The organism is Pseudomonas sp. Leaf129, from assembly GCF_001423465.1.
GTDB classification, from domain to species: Bacteria; Pseudomonadota; Gammaproteobacteria; order Pseudomonadales; family Pseudomonadaceae; genus Aquipseudomonas; species Aquipseudomonas coleopterorum.
Genome location: NZ_LMOC01000001.1, coordinates 906,061 through 924,268 on the forward strand (window position 1 = coordinate 906,061; position 18,208 = coordinate 924,268).

16 protein-coding genes are annotated in these 18,208 nt (G+C 60.7%); 11 read left to right on the forward strand and 5 right to left on the reverse strand.

Annotation, left to right across the window (positions count from 1 at the left end; translation table 11 throughout):
* Window positions 1–193 precede the first annotated feature (193 nt).
* The 10 genes from ASF66_RS03995 to xylB all read left to right on the forward strand — a co-directional run bounded on the left by ASF66_RS03995 (window position 194) and on the right by xylB (window position 11,450).
* Window positions 194–556 carry a response regulator gene (locus tag ASF66_RS03995; protein ID WP_049859467.1) on the forward strand — a complete coding sequence of 121 codons (363 nt, stop codon included), beginning with the start codon at window positions 194–196 and terminating at the stop codon, window positions 554–556.
* Between the two features lie 74 nt (window positions 557–630).
* On the forward strand, window positions 631–1,914 hold the full coding sequence (locus ASF66_RS04000; RefSeq protein ID WP_056842817.1) for a glycosyltransferase: 1,284 nt from the start codon (window positions 631–633) through the stop codon (window positions 1,912–1,914).
* A gap of 81 nt (window positions 1,915–1,995) precedes the next feature.
* Entirely contained in the window at window positions 1,996–2,934 is a 939-nt protein-coding gene (locus tag ASF66_RS04005; RefSeq protein ID WP_056842818.1) for a MurR/RpiR family transcriptional regulator, read from the forward strand.
* Window positions 2,935–3,027: 93 nt separating this feature from the next.
* Entirely contained in the window at window positions 3,028–3,921 is an 894-nt protein-coding gene (locus tag ASF66_RS04010) for an AraC family transcriptional regulator (protein ID WP_049859464.1), read from the forward strand.
* 211 nt (window positions 3,922–4,132) lie between these two features.
* The gene (locus ASF66_RS04015) at window positions 4,133–5,452 is read left to right on the forward strand and encodes an ABC transporter substrate-binding protein (protein ID WP_056842819.1); all 1,320 of its coding nucleotides are present in this window, start codon (window positions 4,133–4,135) and stop codon (window positions 5,450–5,452) included.
* Between the two features lie 60 nt (window positions 5,453–5,512).
* Window positions 5,513–6,439, forward strand: coding sequence for a carbohydrate ABC transporter permease (locus ASF66_RS04020; RefSeq protein WP_043189238.1), 927 nt, complete (start codon window positions 5,513–5,515; stop codon window positions 6,437–6,439).
* Window positions 6,440–6,450: 11 nt separating this feature from the next.
* Entirely contained in the window at window positions 6,451–7,281 is an 831-nt protein-coding gene (locus ASF66_RS04025; RefSeq protein ID WP_049859462.1) for a carbohydrate ABC transporter permease, read from the forward strand.
* A 94-nt stretch (window positions 7,282–7,375) separates the two neighbouring features.
* Window positions 7,376–8,479 (forward strand): ABC transporter ATP-binding protein, encoded by a 1,104-nt coding sequence (locus ASF66_RS04030; protein ID WP_049859461.1) that lies wholly within the window; start codon window positions 7,376–7,378, stop codon window positions 8,477–8,479.
* Window positions 8,480–8,492: 13 nt separating this feature from the next.
* A complete protein-coding gene (locus ASF66_RS04035; protein WP_056842820.1) occupies window positions 8,493–9,974 on the forward strand; it encodes a mannitol dehydrogenase family protein in 1,482 nt (493 codons plus the stop codon).
* 6 nt (window positions 9,975–9,980) lie between these two features.
* Entirely contained in the window at window positions 9,981–11,450 is a 1,470-nt protein-coding gene (gene xylB, locus ASF66_RS04040; protein ID WP_056842821.1) for a xylulokinase, read from the forward strand.
* Between the two features lie 132 nt (window positions 11,451–11,582).
* Here xylB and gloA read toward each other — a convergent pair whose 3' ends face one another.
* The 3 genes from gloA to ahpC form a co-directional block, all read right to left on the reverse strand.
* Entirely contained in the window at window positions 11,583–12,101 is a 519-nt protein-coding gene (gene gloA, locus ASF66_RS04045) for a lactoylglutathione lyase (RefSeq protein WP_056842822.1), read from the reverse strand.
* A gap of 411 nt (window positions 12,102–12,512) precedes the next feature.
* Window positions 12,513–14,075 carry an alkyl hydroperoxide reductase subunit F gene (ahpF, locus tag ASF66_RS04050; protein ID WP_056842823.1) on the reverse strand — a complete coding sequence of 521 codons (1,563 nt, stop codon included), beginning with the start codon at window positions 14,073–14,075 and terminating at the stop codon, window positions 12,513–12,515.
* Between the two features lie 186 nt (window positions 14,076–14,261).
* On the reverse strand, window positions 14,262–14,825 hold the full coding sequence (gene ahpC, locus ASF66_RS04055) for an alkyl hydroperoxide reductase subunit C (RefSeq protein ID WP_043189224.1): 564 nt from the start codon (window positions 14,823–14,825) through the stop codon (window positions 14,262–14,264).
* 270 nt (window positions 14,826–15,095) lie between these two features.
* On the opposite strand from ahpC, the gene ASF66_RS04060 reads away from it, so the two are divergent.
* Window positions 15,096–15,740, forward strand: a complete 645-nt coding sequence (locus ASF66_RS04060) for a response regulator (RefSeq protein ID WP_162240069.1) — start codon at window positions 15,096–15,098, stop codon at window positions 15,738–15,740.
* A 16-nt stretch (window positions 15,741–15,756) separates the two neighbouring features.
* Here ASF66_RS04060 and gorA read toward each other — a convergent pair whose 3' ends face one another.
* Window positions 15,757–17,115 (reverse strand): glutathione-disulfide reductase, encoded by a 1,359-nt coding sequence (gene gorA / locus ASF66_RS04065; protein ID WP_056842825.1) that lies wholly within the window; start codon window positions 17,113–17,115, stop codon window positions 15,757–15,759.
* Window positions 17,116–17,219: 104 nt separating this feature from the next.
* Window positions 17,220–18,062 (reverse strand): UTP--glucose-1-phosphate uridylyltransferase GalU, encoded by an 843-nt coding sequence (gene galU / locus ASF66_RS04070; protein ID WP_049859454.1) that lies wholly within the window; start codon window positions 18,060–18,062, stop codon window positions 17,220–17,222.
* Window positions 18,063–18,208: the final 146 nt, after the last annotated feature.

Here is an 18,208-nt window from a genome sequence, read left to right on the forward strand (position 1 = left end):
ACGTCTTGTAAGAATTTTCATATCTAAACGTGGGAACCGTCTCGTTTAATGGCTCCGCAGGCATGGTCTGGCTCCGACCCATGCTTTATGATGGCGCCCTGCCTCCCAGGTGCTTTTCGCCTCGAGGCGCATCGATATCAGCGAAATGACGGCTCGGCGCCGTCTGCGCCCTTTGCCGACCAGGATCCGAACGATGTCCGATACCGCCAAAACCATTCTTGTCGTCGAAGACGACGCGATCGTCCGCATGTTGATCGTGGACGTGCTGGAGGAATTCGAGTTCGAGGTACTGGAAGCCGAGGACGGACCGGGCGCCCTGAAATTTCTCGAAGATGCTGCCAAGACCATCGACCTGATGATGACGGACATGGGCTTGCCCGGCATGGATGGCAAGGAATTGGCCCAAAAGGCGCGCGTTTTGCGCCCGGTACTGCCAGTGCTGTTTGCCAGCGGCTACGCCGAAGCCCTCGACGTGCCTGCGGGCATGAGCAGTATCGGCAAACCGTTTTCCATCGACCAGCTGCGCGACAAGGTCAAGAGCATGCTGGTGGCGTAAAGCCCTGCCTGTGGCTACAACCCCGCGCGTAATCATGGCCTAATACGCGCCCGGTTTTTTCCCAGAGTCTTTTCATGTCTCCTCAGCGCGTCCTGGTCATCGGCTATGTATGGCCCGAGCCCACCTCATCGGCAGCCGGTGGACACATGATGCAGCTGCTGCACTGCTTCGTGGCCCGGGGATGGCAAGTCACCTTCGCCAGCCCCGCCAGGGTCGGCGAGCACAAGGCCGATCTGGCAGCGCTGGGCATCGGCGAACAGGCCATCGAGCTCAACAACGAAAGCTTTGACCATTTCATCGGCGACTTGCAGCCAGATGTGGTGCTGTTCGACCGCTTCATGATGGAGGAGCAATTCGGTTGGCGCGTGGAGCTGCACTGTCCGCAGGCACTGCGGGTGCTCGAAACCTGTGACCTGCAAAGTCTGCGCGACGCCCGCCAGGCGCTGTTGAAGGAACGTTTGCGCGGCAGTGACGATGAAAACGATTTCACCGCATTGTTCGACGTATCGCCTGACCGTCTCTACCGGCACATGAGCGAGGCCGACATTACCCAGCGCGAAGTCGCCGCGATCTTCCGCTGCGACCTGAGCCTGATGATTTCGCCATTCGAATCGCAGTTGCTGATCGAGCGCTTCGGTGTCCCACCCAGTCTGCTTCATGACTGCCCTTTGATGGTGGAGCCGCTGGCCACACCTCCCCTTGATTTCCAGCAACGCGCGAACTTCGTCTGCATTGGCAACTTTCGTCACGCACCCAATTGGGACGCCGTGCTGTGGCTGAAAAATCAAGTGTGGCCGCGCATTCGCAAGCGACTGCCCAAAGCCGAGCTGCACCTGTACGGCGCCTACACCCCTCCCAAGGCCACAGCCCTGCACAACCCCGCACACGGGTTTCTGATCAAGGGCTGGGCGCCCGACGCGCTGGAGGTAGTGGGTCAGGCGCGGGTCGCACTGGCGCCTTTGCGCTTTGGCGCCGGTATCAAGGGCAAGTTGCTCGATGCCATGCTCTGCGGGACGCCGAGTGTGACCACGCCTTGCGGGGTCGAGGGCATGCGCACGGGTGACCACTGGCCAGGCGGCGTCGCTGGCAGTGCAGAAGCGCTCGCGGAAGCCGCCGTGCTGTTGTACGACGACGAATCACAGTGGAACACAGCTCAGAAAAGGTCCAAGGAGCTCTTGCTCGCAGAGTATGCAATGGAGCACCACTCCCGAACATTGATGCTGAGACTGGAGCAAGTTAAAGGAAACCTTGCGCAGCATCGCCAAGACAATTTCATCGGCGCAATGCTCCGTCATCATCTGCACAAAAGCACGAAGTATTTCTCGCAATGGATCCAATCCAAGAACCAATCGATCTAAGCAGCCTCTGGACGTACGTAGTCGGACAACTAAACTCAAGAGCTCTACGCAGCATCCAATGTTCCTTCAGGACGAACGACAATGGCGCCGACCACTAACTCCAAGGTGTACGACTCCGATCTGATGCTCAAGCTGCGCACCCGACACGAAAAGCTAGGGCCGGCGCTGCAAAAAGTCTCCGGGTTTCTGTTGGCCAACCCCTACCGAAGCGCGACGCTCAATATAGAAGAACTGGCTGTCGTGACCGGCACTTCCACAGCCGCCGTCAACCGCATGGCCAATGCGATAGGATTGAACGGTTTCACGGGATTGCGCTTCGCCCTGATGGAAAATCTGCTGGCCGTCGTGTCTGCGGCCGACATCATCCACGAGAGACTCCAACACTCATCCGACAAAAGTTTCTATCTGAATCATCAGATCAGTCTGAGCAAGCACCACCTGGACAACGTCGCCCGGATGAACGACAACCAGACCTTCGAGGACATGGCTCGGCAGTTGGTGCGCTCACAGAATGTATTCGTGGTCGGTTTGGGCAACAGTTTTCACATCGCCCAGATGGCGGCAGCAGGGCTTAACCCTTTCTGCGTCGGCGCGCACTGCGTGACGCTGGATGGTGGCATGGAAGGTTCAGCCTACAGGCTGAGCAACATCACCAGCAACGATGCACTCCTCGCCATTGCCCTACCCGCCTACACCGGAGAAACCATCGAAATGGCCAAGTTTGCTCAATCCCGCGGTGCCTGCGTGATGAGCATCACCGATTGCCCAGCGTCGCCCTTGGTAGCGCTGTCCAGCAGGAGTCTGTTCATCCCTACCGCTCATCCGCTGCTGCCTCATTCCAAAGTAGGGCTGATGGCCGCCGTCGAGGCTTTGTTGGCGCAGGTCCAGCTCTTGAAGCCAATGAGCCGTGAAAACCAACCTCAACCTGCTGGCTGGAAACCGGATCGCCCCAGCGTGCGACCTTCGTGGCCCAGCCTGTTGCGTCCCGGTACGCCACGCAAGCACGACGATCCGCAGTGATTTCGGTCATCTCAGCCTTGGACGTGTAGCCCCGAACGCCGCTATGCTTGAGTGCGCATTCCCGATCGGCACAATCACAATAGCAGCCACGGCATGACCCGACCTATACGAATAACAGACCCTTCCTATGAGTTGATGGACGACCACGAAGGTCGCTCCATCATCTATCGCCAGCACGGCTTCCCGTGTCCGCTGGTGCGCTGGCATTTTCACAAGGAATACGAACTGCACCTGCTGGTCGCGACGTCGGGCAAGGTGTTCGTGGGTGATTACATCGGCAATTTCAATCCAGGCAGCCTGTTTCTGACCGGGCCCAATCTGCCGCACAACTGGATCAGCCAGATGCAGAGTGGTCAATCGGTGAACAAGCGCGACATGCTGGTCAATTTCACCGACGAGCTGTTCGACCAAGGCCATCAGGTCTTCAGCGAACTGCGCAGCCTCGCCCCGCTGCTCGACCGTGCGCGCTATGGCATCGAATTTCGCTGCGCGAAGACCATCGCCCAAGCCAGCGTGTCGATGCAGCGTATTGCCGACAGCCAGGGCATCAGTCGCCTCGGCCATTTCCTGATTCTCATGGAGTCGCTGGCCGCCTGCGAGGATTACCACCTGCTCTCGGGGACCGCCGCAGCCCAGGACGCCGACGAACATGCCGTAGAACGGACCAACCGCGCCGTCGACTACATCTTCGCTCACTACGCCCGTGAGCTGTCCCTGGAAGAGGTCGCAGCCTATCTGGGCATGAAGCCCACCTACTTCTCCAGGGTGTTCAAGCAAGCCACCGGCCGTTGTTTCGTCGAATTCGTCAACCGGCTGCGCATCAGCAAGTCCTGCGAGCTGCTGGCCGATGGCGATCGCCCGGTGACAGACGTCTGCTTCGAATCGGGCTTCAACAATATCTCCAATTTCAACCGTCGCTTTCAACAGCTCAAAGGCATGACGCCGTCGCACTATCGTCGTCTGGCCATGCAACGGCTGAGTTCCTGAAACCTGTACGAAACCTCACAGCGCCTGCCGGGATCCCTCTGGCACGCAGCGCGTATGGCGCGTCCAGTGCAAATTAGTATCAGTGCAGGTGCACCCAGGGATTTGTCAGATCGGCTGCGGGGGTCTGTAATCACAGCCAGTGCTTCACCTCTACGAAGACACAAGAATAATAACCAAGGCCGCCTCCCGGCGTGCCGAAGAGGAATGCGAGATGACGATCGACCGCAAACATCTGCTCGTTGCCGGCGCCCTGTGCGGTGCACTGTCCCTCAGCGGCTACAGCTACGCTGACACCACCCTGACCATCGCCACCGTCAACAACAGCGACATGATTCGCATGCAGCGCCTGGCCAAGACCTTCGAGACCGAGCATCCCGACATCAAGCTCAATTGGGTGGTGTTGGAAGAAAACGTGCTGCGCCAACGCCTGACCACCGATATCGCGACCCAGGGCGGCCAGTTCGACGTGCTGACCATCGGCATGTACGAAGCCTCGCTGTGGGGCGCCAAGGGCTGGCTGTCACCGATGAAGGATCTGCCAGCCAGCTACGACATCGACGATGTCTTTCCTTCGGTACGCGACGGCCTGTCGGTAAAGGGTCAGCTCTATGCCCTGCCGTTCTACGCCGAAAGCTCGATGACCTACTACCGCACCGACCTGTTCAAGGCGGCCGGGCTGGAAATGCCGGAGAAACCCACCTGGACACAGATCGCCGACTTCGCCGGCAAACTCACTGACAAGAGCAAGGACCAATACGGCCTGTGCCTGCGCGGCAAGGCCGGCTGGGGCGAGAACATGGCCTTGATCACCACCGTGGCCAACAGCTTCGGCGGCAGCTGGTTCAACAACGAGTGGAAGCCGCAGTTCGACACCGAGGCGTGGAAGAAAGCCCTCAACTTCTACGTCGACAACATGAAGAAATCCGGCCCGCCGGGCGCATCGAGCAACGGCTTCAACGAGAACCTGGCCTTGTTCAACAGCGGCAAGTGCGCCATCTGGGTCGACGCCAGCGTGGCCGGCTCCTTCACCATGGACAAGACCCAAAGCAAGGTCGCCGACAGCGTCGGCTTCACTTTCGCCCCCCACGAGACCACCGACAAGGGCTCCGCCTGGCTGTACTCCTGGGCCCTGGCCATTCCGACCAGCTCGAAGAACCAGCAGGCCGCACAGCAATTCTCGGCCTGGGCGACCTCCAAGGAGTACGCCGCGCTGGTGGCCAAGACCGACGGCGTGGCCAACGTGCCGCCGGGTACGCGCAAATCCACCTACACCGATGAGTACCTGAAGGCAGCACCGTTCGCCCATATCACCCTCGAATCGCTGAAGGTCGCCGATCCCAAGCAGACCGATACCAAACCGTATGTGGGTATCCAACTGGTGACGATCCCCGAGTTCCAGGCCATCGGCACCGAGGTCGGCAAGGCATTTTCCGCCGCGCTGACCGGCCAGAGCACGGCCGACCAGGCCTTGGTCGTCGCGCAGACAGCCACCGAGCGGGCCATGAAGCGCGCCGGCTACCCCAAGCAGTAACACGTCTGCCCTGCTGCCCGCCAATTGCAGCGGGCAGCGCTGCTCACCAGGTGCGCACTCATGAATACTACGACTGCCAAGCCCCAGCCCGACACGGCTGAGGTGACGGGCAAGCGCCGCTTGTCCAACCCCGGCTGGTTTCTGGTCACCCCTTCGGTCGCCTTGCTGCTGCTGTGGATGATCGTGCCGCTGGGCATGACCGTGTACTTCTCGCTGATCCGCTACAACCTGCTGTACCCCGGCGAAAACGAATTCGTGGGGCTCGAGAATTTCAGCTTCTTTCTCACCGACGCAGGCTTCATGCCGGGCGCCACCAACACCTTGCTGCTGGTGGGCAGCGTGCTGCTGATCAGCGTGGTGTTCGGCGTATTGATCGCCGCGCTGCTGGAAGCCAGTGAGTTTCTCGGCCGCGGGATCGTGCGGGTGATGCTGATCTCGCCGTTCTTCATCATGCCCACGGTGGGCGCACTGATCTTCAAGAACCTGATCTTCCACCCGGTCTCGGGCATTCTCGCGGCCGTGTGGAAGTTCTTCGGCGCCGAACCGGTCGACTGGCTCGCCCACTACCCGCTGTTCTCGATCATCGTCATCGTCAGCTGGCAATGGCTGCCATTCGCGATCCTGTTGTTGATGACCGCCATGCAGTCTCTGGACCAGGAGCAGAAGGAAGCCGCGCGGCTGGACGGCGCCGGTGCCTTGGCGATCTTCTGGCACCTGACCCTACCGCACCTGGCGCGGCCCATCGCAGTGGTGGTGATGATCGAAACGATCTTCCTGCTCTCGGTGTTCGCTGAAATCTTCACCACGACCAACGGCGGACCGGGCTTTGCGTCCACCAACCTCGCCTACCTGATCTACAACCAGGCGCTGGTGCAGTTCGACGTGGGCATGGCCTCGGCCGGTGGCTTAATCGCCGTGGTCATCGCCAACATCGCCGCGATCATCCTGGTGCGGATGATCGGCAAAAACCTCACCGACAAGAACTGAAGGCCTGCGCCATGACACTTCAACAATCGCGTCGCCTGCAAAGTCTGGTCCTGGGCTGCCTGGCCTGGGCTATAGCCATCGTGGTGTTCTTTCCGATCTTCTGGATGGTGCTGACCAGCTTCAAGACCGAGATCGACGCTTTCGCCACACCGCCGCAGTTCATTTTCACGCCCACGCTGGAAAACTATCTGCACATCCAGGAACGCAGCGACTACCTGCATTTCGCCTGGAACTCGGTGCTGATTTCGTTCAGCGCCACTGCCTTGTGCATGTTGATCGCCGTCCCGGCTGCCTACTCGATGGCGTTCTACGAGACCAAACGGACCAAGCAGACCCTGCTGTGGATGCTCTCCACCAAGATGCTGCCACCGGTGGGCGTGCTGATGCCCATCTACCTGCTGGCCAAGGGCGCCGGCCTGCTCGATTCGCGCATCGCCTTGATCGTCATCTACACCCTGATCAACCTGCCGATCGTGGTCTGGATGGTGTACACCTACTTCAAGGACATTCCGCGGGAAATCCTCGAAGCGGCGCGACTGGACGGTGCCACTTTGGGTCAGGAAATGCTCCGGGTGCTGTTGCCGATCAGCAAAGGCGGCCTGGCGTCGACCGTGCTGCTGTCACTGATTCTGTGCTGGAACGAAGCGTTCTGGTCGCTGAATCTGACGAGTTCCGGAGCCGCTCCCCTGACCGCACTGATTGCCTCGTATTCCAGCCCTGAAGGGTTGTTCTGGGCCAAATTGTCGGCCGTCTCGACCCTCGCCTGCGCGCCGATTCTCATATTCGGCTGGATCAGCCAGAAGCAGCTGGTGCGCGGCCTCTCCTTCGGGGCAGTCAAGTGAGCCAGTCACGTTTGCTTCACGCAACCCTGTGGGAGCGGGTTCTACCCGCGAAGACGCCCGCCCGAACACCACCTCCTTCCAAAGGACCCAACCCATGGCCACTCTGAAAATAAAAAACCTGAAAAAGGGCTTCGAAGGTCTGCAAATCATCAAGGGCATCGACCTGGAAGTGCACGACCGCGAATTCGTGGTGTTCGTCGGCCCGTCGGGCTGCGGCAAGTCGACCCTGCTGCGCCTGATCGCCGGGCTCGAAGAAGTGAGCAGCGGCACCATCGAGCTGGACGGCCGCGACATCACCGAAGTGACGCCGGCCAAACGCGACCTGGCCATGGTGTTCCAAACCTACGCCTTGTATCCGCACATGACCGTGCGCAAGAACCTGTCGTTCGCCCTGGACCTGGCCGGCAAACCCAAGGCCGAGGTCGAAAGCAAGGTGGCGGAAGCGGCGCGCATCCTCGAACTCGGCGCCCTGCTCGATCGCAAGCCCAAGCAGCTGTCCGGTGGCCAGCGCCAGCGGGTGGCGATCGGCCGGGCCATCGTGCGCCATCCGAAGATCTTCCTGTTCGACGAGCCGCTGTCTAACCTCGACGCCGCCCTGCGCGTGCAGACCCGCCTGGAACTGTCGCGCCTGCACAAGGAGCTGCAGGCCACCATGATCTACGTGACCCATGACCAGGTCGAGGCGATGACCCTGGCCGACAAGGTGGTGGTACTCAACGGCGGCCGTGTCGAACAGGTCGGTTCGCCACTGGAGCTTTATCACCATCCGGCCAACTTGTTCGTCGCCGGTTTCCTGGGGACGCCGAAGATGGGCTTCCTCAAGGGCAAGCTCAGCCGCGTCGACGGTCAGGGCTGCGAAGTCGCCCTGGACGCCGGCACCCATATCTACCTGCCCCGCGTCAGCCAAACGTTGAACGTGGGCGATTCGGTCACCCTGGGCATCCGCCCCGAGCATCTCGACCTTGCCCAACCCGGGCAATGCCAACTGGCGGTGACCGCCGACGTCAGCGAGCGCCTGGGCAGCGATACCTTCTGCCATGTCGTCACCGACTCGCAAGAACCGCTGACCCTACGCATTCGCGGTGACCTGCGCAGCCAGTACGGCGAACGCCTGAGCCTGCTGCTGGATCCCCAGTATTGCCACCTTTTCGACGCCCAGGGCATTGCCGTGGCCAAACCGCTCCAGGCCGCTGCCTGATACAGGACCGATGATGAAACTCAATCGACAGAATTTGCACCAGCTCGCCGAACACATCCAGTTGCCGACCTACGATCCTGCGACCCGTGCACATGGCATCGTCCACATCGGTGTGGGCGGTTTTCATCGCGCACACCAGGCCTTCTATACCGATGCGTTGATGAACACAGGAGAGGCCGAACAGTGGGCGATCTGTGGCGCCGGACTGCGCAGCGAAGACCGCAAGGTCCGCGACGCCCTGGCCGAGCAGGACTTCTATTACACCCTGGTCGAGCTGGGCGATACCCCGGACACCGAAGTGCGCGTGATCGGCGCGATCACCGACATGCTCCTGGCCGAAGATGGCGCTCAGGCGTTGATCGATAAACTGGCCGAGCCTTCCGTGCGCATCGTCTCGCTGACCATTACCGAAGGCGGCTATTGCATCGATGACAGCAACGGCGAGTTCATGGCCCACCTGCCACAGATCCAGCACGACCTGGCTCAGCCGCAGTCACCCGGCACGGTATTCGGCTTTCTCTGCGCAGCGTTGAGGCAACGTCGCGATGCCGGTAGCGAAGCATTCACCGTGATGTCTTGTGACAACCTCCCGCACAACGGCGCGGTCGCCCGTAAGGCCCTGCTGGCGTTCGCCGCGCTGCATGATCCAGCGCTGCATGACTGGATCGCCAGCCATGTGCAGTTCCCCAACGCCATGGTCGACCGCATCACACCGATGACCAGCGATGCCCATCGCGCACAGCTGCACGAGCGCCATGGTGTCGACGACAGCTGGCCGGTGGTCTGCGAGCCGTTCGTACAGTGGGTGCTGGAAGACAAGTTCGGCACAGGTCGGCCCGCGTGGGAAAAGGTCGGCGTGCAGTTCACCGACGATGTCACGCCCTATGAAGAAATGAAGATCAAACTGCTCAACGGCAGTCACCTGGCCCTCACTTACCTGGGCTTCCTCAAGGGCTACCGTTTCGTTCACGAAACCATGAACGATCCACTGTTCGTGCGCTATATCCGCGCCTACATGGACCTGGACGTCACCCCGCAACTGGCGTCCGTTCCCGGTATCGACCTCGAGGGTTACAAGGACACCCTGATCGAGCGCTTTTCCAACCAGGCCATCGCCGATCAACTGGAGCGCGTCTGCTCGGATGGTTCTTCGAAGTTTCCCAAGTTCACCGTACCGACCATCAACCGGCTGATCGCCGATGGGCAGAACACCGAGCGTGCGGCGCTGGTTGTGGCGGCCTGGGCGCTCTACCTGGGCGGCGTCGACGAAAACGGCACGCACTACAGCATTCCTGACCCGCGCGCTGCGTTCTGCCAGGCACTGGTTGCCGACCCGGCCTCGCTCACCGAGCAGCTGCTGGGCGTGGAGGAAATCTTCGGCACCCGGATCCCGCAGTCGGCGGAGTTCGTGGCAGCGTTCGAACGCAATCTGCACAGCCTGCGTACCCAGGGCGTGCAGGCCACCCTGGAACATATGTTGGACGGCAAGGAGTAAGCGGCCATGTTTCTCGGGATCGACTGCGGCACCCAAGGGACCAAGGCGTTGATCCTTGACGCGGACAGCGGCCAGGTCATGGGCCAGGGCTCGGCTTCCCATCACATGATCAGCGGCGAAAACGGCCGTCGCGAACAGGAAACGGGTGATTGGCTCACGGCCTTCGAGCAGGCCACTGCCCAGGCGCTGGCTCAGGCCGGCATCGACGGTCAGCAGATTCTGGGTATCGGCGTGTCCGGGCAGCAGCACGGGCTGGTGTTGCTCGACGCCGATGGTCAGGCGCTGCGGCCGGCGAAGCTGTGGTGCGACACCGAAAGCACGCCGCAGAACGAGCGCCTGCTGGCCGAGCTGGGCGGTGAGCAGGGCTCGCTCGAGCGCCTGGGGCTGGTGATCGCGCCGGGCTATACCGTGTCCAAGCTGCTCTGGACGCGGGAGCACCATCCGGAGATCTTCGAACGGATCGCCCATGTGCTGCTGCCCCACGATTACCTGAATTTCTGGCTCACCGGCCAGGCCCGCGCCGAGTACGGGGATGCTTCGGGCACCGGTTATTTCAACGTACGCGAACGCCAGTGGGATCTGGCCCTGCTGCGGCAGATCGATCCGAGCGGACGTTTGGAAGCCGCGTTGCCGCGGTTGATCGAGGCGCACCAGCCGGTGGGTACGATTCGCCCCGGCATTGCTGCGCGCCTGGGCATCAATCCGTTGGCTGTGGTTGCCAGTGGCGGGGGCGACAACATGATGGGCGCCATCGGCACGGACAACATTCACCCTGGGGTCATCACCATGAGCCTGGGGTCTTCAGGCACGGTGTACGCCTACAGCGACCGCCCTGCCGTTTCGGAGGAACCGGCGGTGGCAAGCTTCTGCTCTTCGTCGGGAGGGTGGTTGCCGCTGATCTGCACCATGAACCTGACCAACGTCACCACAGCGGTGCGCGAGCTGCTTCAACTGAATATCAGCGGATTCAACCAGGCGGTGGCACAGGCGCCGATCGGGGCGGAAGGCATCGTGATGCTGCCGTTCCTGAACGGTGAACGGGTGCCTGCCCTGCCCCACGCCACCGGGTCCGTGCTGGGCTTGACCACCAACAACCTGAACGCTGCGAACCTGTGTCGCGCGGCCGTCGAAGGCACGACCTTCGGCCTGCGCTATGGCCTCGATTTGCTGCGTGCCGGGGGCCTGCAGACTCATGCCATACGCTTGATCGGCGGCGGTTCGAAAAGTCCGGTGTGGCGCCAATTGGTGGCGGACGTCATGGACGCGCCCGTCGTGTGCACCGAACAACCGGAAGCGGCAGCCCTGGGCGCAGCCATTCAGGCCGCCTGGTGCGTCGGTCAGGATCCTCAAGGGTTGGCTGCGTTATGCAAACGCTGCGTGCGGCTGGACGACACCAGCCACACCCAACCCATCCCTGCCAATGTCCTCGCCTACCACGGTGCCTATCAGCGTTACCGCCAGCACATTCCGGTATAACCTGCCCCGCCGCTACACGGTCTTGCGTCACCCCTGTAGCAGCGGCGCGAGCCGCGTCTGAGACACCGCGGTGGGTCATGTTCACCACGCCGTCCCTGACGCGGCTTGCGCCGCTGCTACAGAGGGAGTGGTCTACAGGTCGGGCTGGATGATTTCGACCCAGTAGCCGTCCGGGTCCTTGATGAAGGCGATGCTCTTCATCCGGCCATCGGTCAGACGCTTCTGGAAGTCCACGCCCAACGTTTCGAAGCGCTCACAGGCAGCGTGGATATCCGGCACCGACACACAGATGTGCCCGAAGCCACGGGGATCGCTGTTACCGTCGTGGTACGCGAAATCCGCGTCGTTTTCGGTGCCGTGGTTATGAGTCAGTTCCAGAATGCCCGGCATGGATTTCATCCAGGTGGTACGCGCCTTGTCATCCGCCGGGATGGTCGACTTGTCCACCAGCGCCAGGAAATACAAGCTGAACTGCGCTTCGGCGAAATCACGCTTTTCAACCAGACTGAAACCTAATACGCGAGTATAGAAGTCCAGCGACTTCTCGATGTTCTTGACCCGCAACATGGTGTGGTTGAAGACGAACTGGGATGTGGCGGCTTCAGGTTGCGCGGTAACACCGGGCACATTGTTCAAATGATCGAGGCTCATGAAGGCTCCCTTGAATGAATGGGCAGTAGCTGCAGTTGATGATACGGAACGGTGCGGAAGATGCCAAACCGGTACGGCATCGGACGCGCGACACGGGCACGCGGGGGGATTGAAACAGGAGGAAAGCGTGAAACGCGGGCAATAAGAAGCCCGCCGGAGCGGGCATTTGGGGCGCTGTTCCATCAGCGGATTTCATAGTGGAACAGTGGCTGTGAAAAGGATGTGAAAACATCGAAGAGCATCTGCTGTTTTTTGTGGCGCTGCCGAACGGTCACATCCGACTGTATAAAAGCATGCAACTCCAGTGCGATATAACCGTAGCAACCGTAGTTGCGTAAGTGCTATCCAGGAAGTGTATAAGTCAAAAGCGACGCGGCTCGCGCCGCTGCTACAGGGGGCTTTTCCGTTGTATCAGGCCGGGGCGGACGTGCGGATCAGGTGATCGAATGCCGAGAGCGACGCCTTGGCGCCCTCGCCGACCGCGATGACGATCTGCTTGTAAGGCACGGTGGTCACGTCACCGGCGGCAAAGATACCCGGCAAATCGGTTTCACCGCGGGCGTCGACCATGATCTCGCCACGGTTCGACAGCTCGATGGTGCCCTTGAGCCAGTCGGTGTTGGGCAGCAGGCCGATTTGCACGAAGATACCTTCCAGCGCGATTTCATGATGTTCGCTGCTCTGGCGATCCTTGTAGCGCAGGCCATTGACGCGCTGTCCGTCACCGGTCACTTCAGTGGTCAGCGCACTGGTGATGACCTTGACGTTGGGCAGGCTGTGCAGCTTGCGCTGCAACACGGCGTCGGCACGCAATTGTGTGTCGAACTCGATCAGGGTCACGTGGGCGACGATACCGGCCAGGTCGATGGCCGCTTCCACACCCGAGTTACCACCGCCGATCACTGCCACGCGCTTGCCCTTGAACAGCGGACCGTCACAGTGCGGGCAGTAGGCCACGCCGCGGTTACGGTATTCCTGCTCGCCCGGCACGTTCATTTCACGCCAGCGCGCACCGGTCGCCAGGATCAGCGTCTTGGCCTTGAGCGACGCGCCGCTGGCGAAGATCACCTCGTGAGGCGCACCGTCCTTGCCCGGCACCAGTTTCTCGGCGCGCTGCAGGTTCATGATGTCCACGTCGTACTGCTTGACGTGCTCTTCCAAGGCGACGGCCAGCTTCGGACCTTCGGTTTCCTGCACGGAAATGAAGTTCTCGATGGCCATGGTGTCCAGCACTTGCCCGCCGAAACGCTCAGCCGCAACGCCGGTACGGATACCTTTACGCGCCGCATAGATAGCCGCCGATGCACCGGCAGGGCCGCCGCCGATCACCAGCATGTCGAACGCCTGCTTGGCGTTGAGCTTTTCCGCCTGACGATCACTGGCGCTGGTGTCGATCTTGGCCAGAATCTCTTCCAGACCCATGCGGCCCTGGCCGAAGTTCTTGCCATTGAAGTAAATGCTTGGCACAGCCATCACCTGACGCTCTTCGACTTCGGCCTGGAACAGGGCGCCGTCGATGGCCACGTGACGAATGTTGGGGTTGAGCACCGCCATCAGGTTCAGTGCCTGGACCACGTCCGGGCAGTTCTGGCACGACAGCGAGAAGTAACTTTCGAACAGGAACTCGCCTTTCAGGGCAGCGATCTGTTCGATGACCTCGGCACTGGCCTTGGATGGGTGGCCACCCACCTGCAGCAGCGCCAGTACCAGCGAGGTAAATTCGTGACCCATGGGGATACCGGCGAAACGCAGGCCGATGTCCGCTCCGGGGCGATTGATGGAGAACGACGGCTTGCGCGCATCGTTACCGTTGTCCAGCAGCGTGATCTTGTCCGACAGTGCATCGATGTCACGCAGCAGACCGAGCAATTCTTGGGATTTCGCGCCGTCATCAAGGGACGCGACGATCTCGATCGGTTGGGTGACCCGTTCCAGATAGGCTTTCAACTGGGCTTTAAGATTGGCGTCCAACATGAGGGCGATTTCCGTTTTGAGTGTTTCGAAGACGACAGTTGCCCGCCAGGGCGCTGAGCCCCGCGTGAGCGAGATACTTTTGGAAACGATGATACGAAAGCGGTCCGTTACGGAGGTGTCGCCATCGCGTAACGGATGTCGCGATCCCGCAGGAAGTGACCCGCGGGACACAGCTCGGGAAGCTGCTTAGATCTTGCCAACCAGGTCCAGCGATGGAGCCAGAGTGGCTTCGCCTTCTTTCCACTTGGCTGGGCAGACTTCGCCTGGGTGAGCAGCAACGTACTGGGCAGCTTTGACTTTGCGCAGCAGCTCGGAAGCGTCGCGGCCTACACCACCGTCGTTCAGCTCGACGATCTTGATCTGGCCTTCTGGGTTGATCACGAAGGTGCCACGGTCAGCGATGCCGTCGGCTTCGATCAGCACGTCGAAGTTCTTCGAGATGACGTGGGTCGGATCGCCGATCAGCGGGTACTGGATCTTGCCGATGGTGTCCGAGGTGTCATGCCAGGCTTTGTGGGTGAAGTGGGTGTCAGTCGACACACCGTAGATTTCCACGCCCAGTTGCTTGAACGCTTCGTAGTTGTCGGCCAGGTCGCCCAGTTCGGTTGGGCAGACGAAGGTGAAGTCGGCTGGGTAGAAGAATACGACAGACCACTTGCCTTTCAGATCGGCGTCGCTGACCGGCACGAAAGCGCCGTTGTGGTAAGCGGTAGCGTTGAATGGCTTGACTTGGCTGTTGATGATCGGCATCGGTGACTCTCCTTCAGGGGGTTGAAATCGTGTTTGAATTCGATAGGGAGCATCCTAAACACATGCTCGCCCGATAGCTCATTGGCAAACTGGATGCTGGTGATTGGTTTTGCCTATCGAAGCTACCCATAATAAAGAAGAATTGTGAACGAGGGGCAATGCTGCCGCGTTTTGTCGACTTTTCTCACGTCTGCACACACGTCCTCCTTACAGCCATGCCCTCGCACCACGGCTAGCATGAGGCCCGCTTTCGCAGATGAGATCAACCAGGTGACTATCAAAACCATCGTGGCCGACGACCATTCGGCCGTTCGACTCGGGCTGCGCATCGCCTTGGAGCGTGCACCGCGTTCACGCTTCAGCGTCATCGATGAGGCCGAGAATGCCAGCCGGGTCCTCGAATCGTTGCAGCAGCATGCTTGTGATCTGCTGATCACTGACTACCACATGCCCCAACAGCACGGTGGCGACGGCCTGGCTTTGCTGCGTCAAGTGCGTCAGCGCTACCCACGCCTGCCGGTGCTGGTATTGACCACGCTGGACAACCCCATGGTACTGCGCGCCATTCTCGACAGCGGTGCGCGGGGCCTGTACGACAAGCAGGAATGCCTGAGCAACCTGAGCACGGCGGCTTACACCCTGATGCGCGGCAGCCACTACCTCAGCGCCCGCTTCACCCGGCGCCTGGCCGAATACGAAGTCGAACCCCGGGGCGCCCATGAGCGCCTCTCGACCCGTGAACTGGAAGTGCTGAAATTGCTGGTAGGCGGCATGAGCGGACGTGACGTGGCTGCCCATCTGGATCGCAGCGAGAAGACCATCAGCCGCCAGAAACGCTGCGCCATGGAAAAGCTGGGCATCAGCCACGATGCCGCGCTGCAGGAATACGCCGCCGTGGTTGGCCTGCCGGACTGACCGGCAGGCCCAAGGCTCAAGCGTCTACCGGTGTACGCATGGTGACGAACTCTTCGGCGGCCGTGGGGTGCACGCCGATGGTTTCGTCGAACACCTGCTTGGTCGCGCCCGCCTTCAAGGCGATGGCCAGGCCCTGAACGATCTCGCCGGCATCCGGACCGACCATGTGGCAACCCAGCACCTTGTCGGTATCGGCATCGACCACCAGCTTCATCAGGGTGCGCTCCTGGCTGTGGGTCAGGCTGAACTGCATGGGCCGGAAACGGCTTTCGAAAATCTGCACCGAGTGGCCCTGCCCCCGTGCCTCTTCCTCGGTCAGGCCGACGGTACCGATGTTCGGCAGGCTGAACACCGCGGTTGGAATGTGCCGGTAATCCACGGGGCGATACTGCTCCGGCTTGAACAGCCGACGCGCCACGGCCATACCCTCGGCCAACGCCACGGGCGTCAGTTGCACCCGGCCAATCACATCACCCAGCGCCAGGATCGACGGTTCGGTGGTCTGGAACTGCTCGTCGACCTGGATGAACCCCTTGTCGTCCAGCTTCACACCGGTGTTCTCCAGCCCCAGATTGTCTAGCATCGGCCGACGTCCGGTGGCGTAGAACACGCAATCGGCCGCCAACTCGCGGCCGTCCTTGAGGGTGACCTTGAGGCTGCCGTCATCGAGCTTGTCGATGCGGGCAATGTCGGCGTTGAACTGCAGGTTCATGCCACGCTTGGTCAGCTCCTCACTCAGGTGTTTGCGTACCGATCCGTCGAAGCCACGCAGGAACATCTCGCCGCGGTAGAGCAAGGTGGTTTCACTGCCCAGGCCATTGAAGATGCCGGCGAATTCGACGGCGATGTAGCCGCCCCCTACCACGATCACCCGCTTGGGCAACTGCTCGAGGAAAAACGCCTCATTCGAGGTGATGGCATGCTCGCGCCCCGGCACGTCGGGGATCTGCGGCCAGCCACCGGTTGCCACAAGGATGTGCTCGGCGCTGAAGCGCTGGCCGTCCACTTCGACCGTATGCGGGTCGACCAGGCGCGCATGGCCTTCGATCAGCTTGACGCCGCTGTTCACCAGCAGATTGCGGTAGATGCCATTGAGCCGTTCGATTTCCTTGTTCTTGTTGGCGATCAGGGTCGACCAGTCAAACGAGGGTTTTTCCAGGCTCCAGCCAAAGCCGCTGGCATGGTCGAAGTCGTCGGCAAAGTGCGCGCCGTAAACCAGCAGCTTCTTCGGTACGCAGCCCACGTTGACGCAGGTTCCACCCAGGTAGCGGCTCTCGGCCACTGCCACCTTCGCTCCGAAACCTGCGGCAAAACGCGCTGCGCGCACACCGCCGGAACCGGCGCCAATCACGAATAAATCGAAGTCATAGCTCATGTTGCTCTCCTGGCACCTGCACGACCCGCCAACGGGCCGTAGCCATAAACAAGAACGCCGCTGTCCGAAGAGCAGCGGCGTCGATCATGCAAGCCGGTAAGGCGTCAGATGAACGCCTTGCCGGTTTTGTAGAAGTTTTCGAAACAGAAGTTGGTGGCGTCGATGTAGCCTTCCGCGCCGCCGCAGTCGAAACGCTCGCCCTTGAATTTGTAGGCCAGTACGCAACCGTTCTGGGCCTGCTTCATCAGGGCATCGGTGATCTGGATCTCGCCACTCTTGCCTGGCTCGGTCTGTTCGATCAGGTCGAAGATGTCCGGGGTCAGGATGTAGCGGCCGATGATGGCCAGGTTCGATGGGGCATCTTCGGGCTTTGGCTTTTCAACCATGCTGGTCACGCGATAGATGTCTTCACGAATCATGTCGCCGGCGATCACGCCGTACTTGTTGGTTTCCTGAGGATCGACTTCCTGAATGGCGACGATCGAGCAGCGGAACTGGTTGTACAGCTTGACCATCTGCTGCAGCACGCCGTCGCCTTCCAGATTCACGCACATGTCGTCCGCCAGCACCACGGCGAACGCCTCGTCACCGATCAGTGGACGACCGCTGAGGATGGCGTGGCCCAGGCCCTTCATCTGCACCTGGCGGGTGTAGGAGAAGGTGCACTGGTCGATCAGTTTGCGGATGCCGACCAGGTACTTCTCTTTCTCGGTGCCCTTGATCTGGGTTTCCAGCTCATAGCTGATGTCGAAGTGGTCTTCGATCGCGCGCTTGCCGCGACCGGTGACGATGGAGATCTGGCTCAGGCCAGCTTCCAAGGCTTCTTCGACGCCGTACTGGATCAGTGGCTTGTTGACGATCGGCAGCATTTCCTTGGGCATTGCTTTGGTCGCTGGAAGGAAGCGAGTACCGTAGCCGGCCGCTGGAAACAAGCATTTCTTGATCATGTGAGTCCTTACAAAAGAGCAATGCTGACGAGGTACGGCACAGTCGGTTTCAGGCGTCGACTACTTCACAATGTCTGCCGCTGGCCAATTGATTGGTTGATAGAGAAATCCTGATGCATATAGTTCCACTGCAGGGTAAATATTGC

Coding starts and splice junctions, on each gene's coding strand:
- ASF66_RS03995 (WP_049859467.1), top strand. CDS start 194: ATGTCCGATACCGCCAAAACCATTCTTGTCGTCGAAGACGACGCGATC.
- ASF66_RS04000 (WP_056842817.1), top strand. CDS start 631: ATGTCTCCTCAGCGCGTCCTGGTCATCGGCTATGTATGGCCCGAGCCC.
- ASF66_RS04005 (WP_056842818.1), top strand. CDS start 1,996: ATGGCGCCGACCACTAACTCCAAGGTGTACGACTCCGATCTGATGCTC.
- ASF66_RS04010 (WP_049859464.1), top strand. CDS start 3,028: ATGACCCGACCTATACGAATAACAGACCCTTCCTATGAGTTGATGGAC.
- ASF66_RS04015 (WP_056842819.1), top strand. CDS start 4,133: ATGACGATCGACCGCAAACATCTGCTCGTTGCCGGCGCCCTGTGCGGT.
- ASF66_RS04020 (WP_043189238.1), top strand. CDS start 5,513: ATGAATACTACGACTGCCAAGCCCCAGCCCGACACGGCTGAGGTGACG.
- ASF66_RS04025 (WP_049859462.1), top strand. CDS start 6,451: ATGACACTTCAACAATCGCGTCGCCTGCAAAGTCTGGTCCTGGGCTGC.
- ASF66_RS04030 (WP_049859461.1), top strand. CDS start 7,376: ATGGCCACTCTGAAAATAAAAAACCTGAAAAAGGGCTTCGAAGGTCTG.
- ASF66_RS04035 (WP_056842820.1), top strand. CDS start 8,493: ATGAAACTCAATCGACAGAATTTGCACCAGCTCGCCGAACACATCCAG.
- xylB (WP_056842821.1), top strand. CDS start 9,981: ATGTTTCTCGGGATCGACTGCGGCACCCAAGGGACCAAGGCGTTGATC.
- gloA (WP_056842822.1), bottom strand. CDS start 12,101: ATGAGCCTCGATCATTTGAACAATGTGCCCGGTGTTACCGCGCAACCT.
- ahpF (WP_056842823.1), bottom strand. CDS start 14,075: ATGTTGGACGCCAATCTTAAAGCCCAGTTGAAAGCCTATCTGGAACGG.
- ahpC (WP_043189224.1), bottom strand. CDS start 14,825: ATGCCGATCATCAACAGCCAAGTCAAGCCATTCAACGCTACCGCTTAC.
- gorA (WP_056842825.1), bottom strand. CDS start 17,115: ATGAGCTATGACTTCGATTTATTCGTGATTGGCGCCGGTTCCGGCGGT.
- galU (WP_049859454.1), bottom strand. CDS start 18,062: ATGATCAAGAAATGCTTGTTTCCAGCGGCCGGCTACGGTACTCGCTTC.